Genomic DNA, 10,233 nt, shown 5'->3' on the forward strand with positions numbered 1-10,233 from the left:
CAGAAGATGCTCCTAAAGAATTAAACTTAGGTATTTTGGGCGGGCAGAATGCCACTCAGCAAATCGGTGATAATCAGTGTGTAAAAGATTTCTTCGATAAAGAATTAAATGTGGATACCAAACTGCGTAATTCATCCGATTATTCAGGTGTTATTCAGGGGTTGTTAGGTAAGAAAGTCGACATGGTATTAAGCATGTCACCTTCATCTTTTGCTTCGGTTTATATTAATAATCCGAAAGCGGTGGATCTGGTGGGCATCGTGATTGACGATACCGACAAATCTCGTGGTTATCACTCCGTTGTTATTGTTAAAGCCGACAGCCCGTATCAGAAATTATCTGACCTGAAAGACAAATCATTCGGTTTCGCTGACCCGGATTCCACTTCCGGTTACCTGATCCCGAACCAGACATTCAAGAAAGAATTTGGCGGCACCACGGATAATAAATATAACAATTTCTTCTCCAGTGTCACCTTCTCCGGCGGCCATGAGCAGGATATTCTTGGTGTGCTGAACGGTCAGTTTGAAGGTGCCGTCACCTGGGCTTCAATGATCGGCGACCGTGAAACCGGTTATACCTCCGGTGCGTTCAACCGAATGATCCGCATGGACCATCCGGATCTGATGAAGAAAATTCGTATTATTTGGGAATCTCCGCTGATCCCAAATGGCCCGATTTTAGTGCGTAGTGATTTGCCACCGGCATTTAAAGCTAAGCTGGTTTCCGCCATTAAGAAACTGGATAAAGATGACCACGCTTGTTTCGTGAAAGCAGTGGGAGGCAAACAGCATATCGGCGAGACGTCTCTGGCAGAATATCAGCAGATTATTGATATGAAGCGTGAGCTGACTAAAGGCGGTCGCTAACCCGTCATCTTTCACGTTGCAGCGGCGTTGGCTTCCCTCAATCACCCCGGTCACTTACTTAAGTAAGCTCCCGGGGATTCTTTCGGTTGCCGCCTTGCTGCACCATGAAATATTTAGGGTTTAGATTTTAAGATTATCTGCAAACCGGAAATATTATTTTGAACAAAGATTTCAATCGTTATTACCAGCAGATACGCGGTAAACAAAAGCGGGAGGCACTGATCTGGTCAGGGTTGATGCTGTTGTTATATCTGTGGTCAGGCAATGTTTCCGAGCTTAATTTAAAAACTATTTTTTTCTCCGCACCCAGCTTCTTTGATTATATTGGACAGACTGTACCGGTATTACACTGGTCATTATTGTTTGCTGACGGCCATACTGAAGGGTCACTGGCGTATTGGGGATACCGTCTCAATATTCAGCTGCCGCTGATTTGGGAAACTATCCAGCTGGCGTTGTCCTCGACGATATTGTCGACGGCGCTGGCTATTGTGTTGGCTTTTCTCGCCGCCGGTAATACGGATTCGCCTAAATGGGTGAAATTCAGCATCCGTACCTTTGTCGCTTTTCTGCGCACAATGCCGGAACTGGCCTGGGCGGTGATGTGTGTGATGGCATTTGGGGTGGGTGCCATTCCTGGCTTTATCGCGCTGACGTTACATACCGTCGGCAGCCTGACCAAATTGTTCTACGAATCCATTGAAACCGCATCGGACAAACCGGTGCGTGGTCTCAGAGCATGCGGCGCGGGCCGTTTGCAGCGTATGCGTTTCGCCATGTGGCCGCAGGTGAAACCCATCTTTTTATCCTACAGCTTTATGCGCCTCGAAATTAATTTCCGCCAGTCGACCATCCTCGGGCTGGTCGGGGCGGGCGGTATCGGGCAGGAGCTGATGACGTCAATCAAACTTGATCGTTATGATCAGGTCAGCATGACCTTACTGCTGATTATTCTGGTTGTGTCGGTGATGGATTTTCTTTCAGGTAAATTACGCAAACGCGTTGTGGAGGGCACTTTCTGATGTTAACTGATGCGCTCGAACCTCATGTCGTCAGCAGCATGAAGCAGCAGCACGGGCATTTGTTTGCCGCGCAACGCCGCTATCTGCGTTACCTTGCGATACTGGCTGTTGTTATTACGCTGTACTATGTCTATTTCTTCAGTTACTTCGGCATTCCCTGGAGTGAAGTGGTGCGCGGCAGCCGTGAAATCGGGCGTTATTTCCTGCGAATGTTTGTCTGGCATGACGTTTCCGAATGGCCGTTTATGTATTATTTTTCGCAAATAGCTATCACACTGGCGATTGTATTTTCCGGCACCATCACCGCATCTTTCCTCGCATTACCGCTTTCATTCCTCGCGGCGCGTAATGTGATGTCTACGCCGGTTCTCAGACCTGTTTCCATGATTATCCGCCGTCTTCTGGATGTTTTACGCGGGCTGGATATGGCGATCTGGGGGCTGATTTTCGTTCGTGCTGTCGGCATGGGACCGCTGGCAGGTGTGCTGGCGATTGTGATGCAGGATTTAGGCTTGCTCGGTAAACTTTATGCCGAAGGGCATGAAGCCGTTGATCGTTCGCCGAGCCGCGGTTTGCGGGCGCTGGGAGCTTCCCCGTTACAAACACACCGCTTCGGGATTTTCACCCAATCCTTCCCGACATTCCTTGCCTTGTCTCTGTATCAGATTGAATCTAATACCCGCTCAGCCGCCGTTCTGGGCTTTGTCGGCGCGGGTGGGATCGGTCTGGTGTATGCGGAAAATATGCGTCTGTGGAACTGGGATGTGGTGATGTTTATCACCCTGATACTGGTAGTGATCGTGATGATCATGGACAAAATTTCCGCCATGCTGCGCGCCAAATACATTCTGGGTGAAGAAATTGATTTGTTCGCACCGGAAGAGCGAAAAATGAAGCCGCCGGTCGAACTTTACCGCCCGTAGGTTAAGGGCACTAAACAGGCGGCGTCTTCAGGGACGCCGCCTTTTATCGTGACTGAACTCGGGGCAGGTTACGCGTCGAAGTACCAGTAGCCCTGATTCACCAGATCTGTTAACAGAGCGACAAATTCAGGATCCTGCAGGGCAGCCCCCAGTTCTGCTTTACCGATCAGCGTATAGCGGCACAGCGCATCAGCGGCGGCATACCGGGACGTTTCCAGCGGTTCGCCGTTGACAAAGAAACGTTCGCCGACGTTGAGGACTCGCAGGCCACTCAGGCGCACCAGGTTTTCACCCTGCATCAGTGCATCGACAATTTCATGTGATTCGTATGGCGGTTCGGCTGGCGCGATATCCAGTTCATGGCGCGGCGTGGTGGCAAAACGGCCAAACCATTGTTTGAAATCTTCCGGCTGGTTTAACAGCTCAACCATCATCTGGCGTACGCGTTCCAGCTCATACTCTTCCACTTTACCGACGTGGTCACGCAGCGTTAAATCCGGATCGCTGTAATGACTGCCGCCCAGATCGTTTTCCAGCGCGTAGTCAGCAAAGCTGCTGATGAAATCACGGCTGTTAGGGCCACGGAAACCGACGGAATAGTTGAGGGCGGTTTCATGGGTAAAGCCGTCGTGCGGAAAGCCCGGCGGGATATACAGAATATCGCCCGGCTCAAGATCTTCATCAATGATTGGCGTGAACGGATCTACATGCAGTAACGCCGGATGCGGGCAGAACTGACGCATCGGCAAGGCATCACCCACACGCCACCGACGGCTGCCCATGCCCTGAATGATAAAGACGTCATACTGATCGATGTGCGGGCCGACGCCGCCGCCGGGCACAGAATATGAAATCATCAGATCGTCTAAACGCCAGTCCGGCAACATGCGAAAAGGTTTTACCAGTTCAGCCGCAGGCAAATGCCAGTGGTTTACGGCCTGTGCCAGCAATGACCAGCCGGTTTCACCCAGACCGTCGAAATCTTCAAAAGGACCATTGCTTGCCTGCCATTCACCGTTCTTATGGCTCACCAGGCGGCTGTCCACTTCCGGTTCCATCGCCAGGCCAGCAAGTTCATCCGGACTTATCGGATCGACAAAATTCGGGAAGGCTTTTTTAATAACAACAGGTTTTTTTTGCCAGTATTTTTCGAGAAATTCCGGCCAGTTCAGATTGAGTTCATAAGCCATGTGATTTACCAGTGGGAAGACAAACGGGCCTGATTATAGAGAGGGTGCAAGTTACCGCGCTTTGTTGTGGGTCAAGGCTACCCATCATAATTCGAACCGCAGATGCGTTGGCTACGTTCAGTGACCCGAATTACTTACCTGAGTAAGCTCATCGGGATCCCTTCACTTGCCGCGTTACCCGGCAAGCCTTGCCCTATTAGGGCCAGCACAAGCGCTGCTCAAAAGCTGAAGTTTTTGTCCTGCAGCCCGAATTATTTTGGGTATAGAACTCTGGTTGAAATATTTATGACTTCGCGGCCAGCACGACCAGTTTCTGGTTCACAAATTCTTTGATACCAAGATCGGAGAGTTCGCGGCCGAATCCGGAGCGTTTCACGCCGCCGAACGGCAGTTCCGCTGCGGTATCTGTAGGTGAGTTGACGTATACCATACCGGTTTCAATCTGGCTGGCCAGCTTACGGGCGCGAGACAAATCGGAGGTGAACAGTGAACCGCCAAGGCCGTAATGTGAGTCGTTGGCCAGTTTCACCAGTTCCTCATCATTTTTCACTACATACACCTGTGCGACCGGGCCAAAGAATTCCTCAAAATAGGCCGGATTATCGCGGGTAATGTGCGTCAGAATCGTTGGTTCAAAGAAGTTGCCCGGATTGTCTGCCACTTTTTTGCCGCCAAAGTGCAGTTTCGCCCCGTGTTTCACAGCATTATCCACTTGTTCACTCAGCGTTTTCACCGCTTCTGCAGAGGACAGCGGCCCCAGCGTGGTGGATGTATCCAGCGGGTCGCCGGTCTTCAGTGCCTTAAAGTGTCCGGTGAATTTTTGAAGGAATTCATCGGCCACTTTTTCATGAATAATGAAACGTTTGGCCGCCGTACACACCTGCCCGGCGTTGGAGACACGAGCCTGCGCACCGGCTTTGGCGGCTTTATCGATATCGGCATCATCGAGTACGGCAAACACGTCATTACCGCCGAGTTCCAGCGTTGATTTCTTCAGCTTAGAGGCCGCCCGTGAAGCCACGATCGCACCGGCTTTTTCCGAACCGGTCAGCGCGACACCCTGAACGCGGTCATCATCAATGATGGCACTGACCTGATCCTGAGAAATAAACAGGTTGGTATAAGCGCCTTTTGGCGCACCCGCTTCGGTAACCAGTTTCTCAAAGGTTTCCGCACAATGGGGAACGATGCTGGCGTGTTTGACCACCACGCTGTTACCGGAGGCCAGATTCGGTGCCAGTACGCGCATTAACTGGTAGAACGGAAAATTCCACGGCTCGACGGCCAGGATCACCCCAATCGGGTGATGCTCGACCCAGGCTTCGCCGAGATCGGATTTATACGGCACAGGTTTGAGGAACTCTTGTGCATTTTCGGCATAGAATTTCGCAATATCCGCGCAAATCTGCACTTCGCCACGACTCTGACCGATAAGTTTGCCCATTTCTACACTGATCACTTCCGCCAGTTCATCAACGCGGGAAGCCATCAGTTCGGATAATTTATGCAGTACTTTAACGCGTTGCTTAATATCGCCCTGACCCCAGTCAGATTTATATAAAGCATGGGCTGCAGAGAGCGCCTCTTCAACCTGCTGATCGTTATGTGTTGGATATTCTTTGATGAGCTTATTGTTGAACGGATTTATTGTCTGATATGGCATGTGTTGCTCCTTGTTTTGTGGCGTGTCGTCGAAAACAACGGCACGTTGGAATTGAGGTGCGTACGCCTTTTGCGTTCTCAACAGAACATTAAGCATAGTCGAAAAAATGTGACCCCTGTCCCACAGACATCTCATGCAACACAACGGTATGACGCGTTCTGTCCTTTTTCTCACTGGCCTTGCCATACGCCTGCTGTCGACTGTCTCTAAGAACAATCGCCTTTACGTAACTTTGCGACTGGCAGTAAATGAATTGTTTTCAGCAAGCGATTGATAAATTTACCGCTCACTTTTATGCTGACTTTCCTTCCCTTTCCCGACACTGAGAAATTCATGAAGCTTGATGCGATTCCGTTTTGCACGACTGACTGGAGTGATGTCACGCCAACGCAACATCCTGGTGAAACCGGCATGGCGCTGTGGCGTACGCAAAAATTTGGCGATATCCGTGTGCGTATCGTTGAATATTCAGCAGGCTATGTGGCTGATCACTGGTGTAGTAAAGGCCATGTTTTGTTCTGCCTTGAAGGGGAGCTTCATACACGCCTTGAAGATGGACGTACGTTCACCTTATCGCCGGGCATGAGTTATCAGGTAGCGGACAATGCCGAAGCACACCGTTCATCTACACCGGTTGGCGCGAAACTGTTTGTTGTTGATTAGTCGTGTTGGTTTATTGCGTGGTTGTTTATAGAAACATTCGCCGTCTGCTGAGGCAGACGGCAAGGAGCAGCAGGTGAGTAAATTACGGGTTGGTATTATTTTTGGTGGTAAATCGGCAGAGCATGAAGTGTCACTGCAGTCGGCAAAAAATATCGTGGATGCGATTGATAAAGAACGCTTTGATGTGACATTACTGGGTATTGATAAGAAAGGGGAGTGGCACATTAATGACGCCAGTAATTACCTGATCAATGCTGAAAATCCGTCGCTGATTGCCCTGAATCGCTCGAATAACCAGGTTGCGCTGATCCCGGGCCAGACCGAGAATCAGCTAATCGAAACCCACAGCGCCAGCGCATTGTCGCAGGTGGATGTCATCTTCCCGATTGTGCATGGAACGCTGGGGGAAGATGGTTCCCTGCAGGGGCTGCTGCGTATGGCAAATATAGCCTTCGTCGGCTCCGGCGTACTGGGCTCCGCCGTCAGTATGGATAAAGATGTCACCAAGCGTTTGCTGCGTGATGCCGGTCTGGCCGTTGCTCCTTTCGTGTGCCTCACGCGAGTGAATCGTCAGAAAAATACCTTTGCCAGTGTTTCGCAACAACTCGGCCTGCCGCTGTTTATCAAACCGGCAAATCAGGGCTCATCGGTGGGCGTCAGTAAAGTCAGCGATGAAGAGAGCTATCAGCGTGCTCTGGATGAAGCATTCAGCTTCGACCACAAAGTGCTGGTGGAGTCGGCTATCAAAGGTCGTGAAATTGAATGCGCTGTATTAGGTAATGATCACCCGCAGGCCAGCGTGTGCGGCGAAGTGATCCTGCATGACGGATTTTATTCCTACGATACCAAATACATCAACGAAACTGGCGCGTCCATCGCTGTTCCGGCTGATTTACCGCAGGAAACCCATGATCGTATCCGCGCCATCGCCTTGCAGGCATTTCAGGTGCTGGAGTGTCGCGGCATGGCACGTGTGGACGTTTTCCTGACAGAACAGGATGAAGTCGTCATCAATGAAATTAATACCTTGCCGGGCTTCACCAATATCAGTATGTATCCGAAACTCTGGGCCGCCAGTGGTTTAGGTTACCGTGATCTGATCACGCGCCTGATCGCGCTGGCGATGGAGCAACATCAGCAGAATAATCAGTTGAAAAGTTCGGCTAACTGACCGGCTGGTTTAAGGCAATACGAAGAAGGCAGGGAGGAAATCCCTGCCTTTTGTGTTTTCTGATTACGTCCGGTAGCGCCAGAGTAAGATAACAACGCCGGTCAGACTGGCGAGAGAAATGCTATAAAGCGCGCCGGTTGCGCCGATATTTTCTGCCAGTAAACCGGCGGCGCCGGTGGCTAAACCCGCCACCATAACTTGTCCGCGCCAGGCCAGCGCGCTGGCTGTGGCGACCTGTCTGCCCGTAAAATTTTGCAGCACGCCGAAAGTGCCTAATGCGAACACCACATTTGAGGCCAGGTGAGCACTAAAAATTAACGCCAGACTGACTGCCGGCCAGGCTGACAGGGGGGAAAGCAGAAAGTATCCCCCCAGAAATAACACCAGGCATAACAATATTCGTCTGTTACTGGTGCTGAACTGCCGGAGTTTGTCAGCACTGAGCAGCAGCGGGCCGAATAGTTGCCCGAGGCTGCGGGCAAACAGCAAAGGGAGTGCCAGACCGGTGGTTTCTTCAGGGCGAATTTGCTGCACGAGTGCGGGTAATAATGCCATCGCGGGAGAACCGACAGCGGCGAGCGCCGGTAACAGCAAGATACTTCGTTTTTGCAGCGGGGAGTAATGTTTCCAATGCAATGGCAGGTGTGCAGGAAAATCAGCCGCCATTGTTTGAGCGTCCCTGACCCGAAATTTTTTCCGGGTGGTCAGAAGCAAAATAGCAGATGCGGCAAAACTCAGCGCATCGAGCAGTAAAATGCACAGCGGCGAAACAACATTGAACAGCAAAACCCCGGCGCCGGTGCCAAGCAAAACCTGCGCAGAAAAAATCAGCGTTTCCATTGCCGTCGCCGCCGGTAACTCCTCAGCGCTTAGCCCGCGTTTGAATAGCAAGGTGAGCGCCGGATAACTCATCCCGCTGAATAACGCTTCAGCAGACTGAATGACCAGCAGTGCGGGAATATGATGTGACAGCAGACCGTACAGTGGAAATACCAGTGCCACCATGCCAAATACTTCAGTCAGGATCAAAATTCGCAGCGGCGACATCTTTCTGCACAAACGTTCTCCCCAAACACTTCCGATAAAGCCGGGCAAGGTTGCCAGCATATAAGGGAAAGTCAGCGTGCCGGGGGAGGCATTCCAGCGCAGCAATTGGCCAAATACCATGACCTGCGTCAGGCCATTGCCCAGAGAGGATAAAATAAAGGCACAACCCAGCAACCGCAGCCAGCAATGGCTGCGAAGTGCGCGTACGAGCGCAATCAATAACGAATTCATTTGAAAGATTCTCATCAGAAATAACACAAACCCCGCCTTGCACGCAGGCAACGGGAGAAGAAAAAATGTTAGTGATGAGAATTCGTTACATTGGGAAGCAGAACCTGAAGGCAAAAGAAGAGGAAAATGTAGCACAAGGTCAGGCGGGCGGGGAAGCTTCCGGGAAATTTTCAGTAACACAGACACGAAAAAGGCGGCAAACGCCGCCTCTTCTGCTTACTGCTTTTTATTGCTTATTACAGCTTATTTATACAGTTCAGCTGTGCCGTACAGGTGGTTATCGCCTGAAGCACCGATGATACGGTAAGAGCTGGCACCGGCTTCGCTGGCTTTAGCATTCAGTTTGTTTTGCAGGCTGCTCAGGCTGTTACCGGATGTTGCACTGACAACACCAATCGGTTGCTGACCTGCCGGCGCTGACTGAACTTCTGTTGCAGCCAGAGTGGAGAATGAAGCGGTTGCCAGTGCGATAGCTGCAAGGGTCATTGTTAAGTTTTTCATGATATTTTCCTCATTTCGTATTTTTAAGCTTTGCCAGGCGTTGTCATCAACGTTCATTTAATGTGCAAAGCTCTCGTCTGTCCGATACAACATCTAGCTTATTAATCGTTAACTAAATGCCGTTTTACCCTAAAATGGCAGGTACTTTATGCTTATTTATACAGTTCAGCAGTACCGTACAGGTGGTTATCACCTGAAGCCCCGATGATGCGGTATGAGCTTGCACCCGCTTCATTGGCTTTGGCATTCAGTTTATTCTGCAGGCTTGATAAATCATTGCTTGAAGAAGCACTTACCACACCAATTGCTTGCTGACCTTCTGGTGCAGACTGAACTTCAGACGCAGCCAGAGTCGAGAAAGAAGCAGTAGCAAGTGCGATTGCGGCTAAAGTCATGGCGATATTTTTCATGGTAGTTTTCCTTTTTATCTGTTTATCAGCAGGTGATTATTCGGTCCGACTGTTATTTATTAACAGTTGATAAGTAAATGTTAGACCGGGATCACATTCTGTGCAACTCATTTATTTATTAATCGTTAACTTATTGTGCGGAACAATCTGCTAACAGCACCTTCAGAACTTATTTGTACAGCTCAGCAGTACCGTACAGATGGTTTTCACCAGAAGCCCCGATGATACGGTATGAGGTTGCGCCAGCTTCAGTAGCTTTTGCATTCAGTTTGGACTGCAATGTACTCAGGTTACCGTTTGAAGAGGCGCTGACAGTACCGATAGTTTGCTCACCTGCAGGTGCAGACTGAACTTCAGTTGCCGCTAAGGTAGAGAAAGAAGCAGTAGCCAGTGTCAGTGCAGCGATTGTCCTAGCGATATTTTTCATGGTGTTAATTCCTGTTCTTCAGTTTTTATTTGGGGTGCCTTCTTCAGGAACCTCAGTTTTGGGTCAACGTTATTTATTAGTTAACGTTCGATAAGTAAATGATAGGGAGTGTTGGG

11 protein-coding genes are annotated in these 10,233 nt (G+C 50.1%); 5 read left to right on the forward strand and 6 right to left on the reverse strand.

Annotation, left to right across the window (positions count from 1 at the left end):
* From phnD to phnE (J1785_RS07990), 3 genes are all read left to right on the forward strand, one after another.
* Positions 1-869 (forward strand): phosphonate ABC transporter substrate-binding protein (gene phnD / locus J1785_RS07980; protein WP_217219185.1); only part of this gene is annotated, 869 nt, incomplete at its 5' end.
* A gap of 158 nt (positions 870-1,027) precedes the next feature.
* Positions 1,028-1,891, forward strand: a complete 864-nt coding sequence (gene phnE, locus J1785_RS07985) for a phosphonate ABC transporter, permease protein PhnE (RefSeq protein ID WP_129951935.1) — start codon at positions 1,028-1,030, stop codon at positions 1,889-1,891.
* A complete protein-coding gene (gene phnE / locus J1785_RS07990) occupies positions 1,891-2,814 on the forward strand; it encodes a phosphonate ABC transporter, permease protein PhnE (RefSeq protein WP_129951933.1) in 924 nt (307 codons plus the stop codon). Before phnE (J1785_RS07985) ends, phnE (J1785_RS07990) begins: the two co-directional genes overlap by 1 nt.
* Positions 2,815-2,882: 68 nt before the next feature.
* Here the strand turns inward: phnE (J1785_RS07990) and J1785_RS07995 are convergent, their stop codons facing one another.
* A complete protein-coding gene (locus J1785_RS07995; protein ID WP_217219186.1) occupies positions 2,883-4,004 on the reverse strand; it encodes a ribosomal protein uL16 3-hydroxylase in 1,122 nt (373 codons plus the stop codon).
* A gap of 283 nt (positions 4,005-4,287) precedes the next feature.
* Positions 4,288-5,667: an NAD-dependent succinate-semialdehyde dehydrogenase gene (locus J1785_RS08000; protein WP_217219187.1), complete on the reverse strand. Its 1,380-nt coding sequence runs from the start codon at positions 5,665-5,667 to the stop codon at positions 4,288-4,290.
* Between the two features lie 333 nt (positions 5,668-6,000).
* Between J1785_RS08000 and J1785_RS08005 the strand changes: the two genes are divergently transcribed.
* Both J1785_RS08005 and ddlA read left to right on the forward strand, forming a co-directional pair.
* On the forward strand, positions 6,001-6,330 hold the full coding sequence (locus J1785_RS08005) for a DHCW motif cupin fold protein (RefSeq protein ID WP_217139285.1): 330 nt from the start codon (positions 6,001-6,003) through the stop codon (positions 6,328-6,330).
* 73 nt (positions 6,331-6,403) lie between these two features.
* Positions 6,404-7,501, forward strand: coding sequence for a D-alanine--D-alanine ligase (gene ddlA, locus J1785_RS08010; RefSeq protein ID WP_129990544.1), 1,098 nt, complete (start codon positions 6,404-6,406; stop codon positions 7,499-7,501).
* Positions 7,502-7,564: 63 nt separating this feature from the next.
* Here the strand turns inward: ddlA and J1785_RS08015 are convergent, their stop codons facing one another.
* The 4 genes from J1785_RS08015 to bhsA (J1785_RS08030) form a co-directional block, all read right to left on the reverse strand.
* Positions 7,565-8,779: an MFS transporter gene (locus J1785_RS08015; protein WP_217219188.1), complete on the reverse strand. Its 1,215-nt coding sequence runs from the start codon at positions 8,777-8,779 to the stop codon at positions 7,565-7,567.
* A gap of 243 nt (positions 8,780-9,022) precedes the next feature.
* A complete protein-coding gene (bhsA, locus tag J1785_RS08020) occupies positions 9,023-9,280 on the reverse strand; it encodes a multiple stress resistance protein BhsA (protein WP_129951921.1) in 258 nt (85 codons plus the stop codon).
* Positions 9,281-9,432: 152 nt separating this feature from the next.
* The gene (bhsA, locus tag J1785_RS08025; protein WP_129951920.1) at positions 9,433-9,690 is read right to left on the reverse strand and encodes a multiple stress resistance protein BhsA; all 258 of its coding nucleotides are present in this window, start codon (positions 9,688-9,690) and stop codon (positions 9,433-9,435) included.
* A 169-nt stretch (positions 9,691-9,859) separates the two neighbouring features.
* Positions 9,860-10,117, reverse strand: a complete 258-nt coding sequence (gene bhsA, locus J1785_RS08030; protein WP_217219189.1) for a multiple stress resistance protein BhsA — start codon at positions 10,115-10,117, stop codon at positions 9,860-9,862.
* Positions 10,118-10,233 lie beyond the last annotated feature (116 nt).

Source organism: Rahnella perminowiae (assembly GCF_019049755.1).
Lineage (GTDB): Bacteria > Pseudomonadota > Gammaproteobacteria > Enterobacterales > Enterobacteriaceae > Rahnella > Rahnella perminowiae.